The following is a 719-nucleotide window of genomic DNA, read 5'->3' on the forward strand; positions in this document are numbered from 1 at the left end:
TCGATGATGAGGGTCTCGTGTCGTGCGCGGGGCTGGTCCCGGTGCTGCGGCTGGCTGAGGACATCGGCCTCGGTGGCCTGATCGATCAGCGGGTTGACCTGGGGGTTCCTGTCGGCGCGAACTCGGGTGCGAAAGCACTCTCGATCGTGGCAGGGATGGTGGCCGGGGCGGACTCGATCGAGGACCTGGACGTGATCCGGCATGGCGGGATGCGCCGGTTGTTCACCGGTCTGCGGGCGCCCTCGACCTGCGGGTCGTGGCTGCGGGGTTTCACCCACGGCCATGTCCGTCAGCTCTCCTCGGTGGCCTCGGAGGCGGTGGTCCGGCTGGCGGGGCGGGTTCCGTCGCTGCTGGCCGGTGTCGAGGGGCTCGCGTTCCTCGATATCGACGCCAAAATCAAGGAAACCTACGGGCGCGGCAAGCAGGGCAGCGGGTTCGCCTATAACGGGGTCCGGGGCCTGAACCACCTGATCGCCACGTTGTCGTCCCCGGTGTGCGCGCCGGTGATCCTCACCGCCCGGCTGCGCGGCGGGAACTGCGATTCCCGCCGCGGGGCGGCATCGATGATCACCGAGGCGATCGGCCTGGCGCGCCGGGCCGGGGCGACCGGCGTGATCGTGGTCCGCGCCGATTCGGCGTTCTTCACTGGCCCGATCATCGCTGCGATCCGCCGGGCAGGAGCGTATTTTTCGGTCACCGCCCAGAAAAACGCGGCAGTG

At 69.4% G+C, this 719-nt stretch carries 1 pseudogene; it reads left to right on the forward strand.

Annotation, left to right across the window (positions count from 1 at the left end):
* Positions 1-155: 155 nt before the first annotated feature.
* Positions 156-719 (forward strand): annotated as a pseudogene (locus ACFOSH_RS42695) (IS1380 family transposase); the annotation flags it as partial.

It is taken from the genome of Amycolatopsis speibonae, assembly GCF_042647925.1.
GTDB classification, from domain to species: domain Bacteria; phylum Actinomycetota; class Actinomycetes; order Mycobacteriales; family Pseudonocardiaceae; genus Amycolatopsis; species Amycolatopsis speibonae.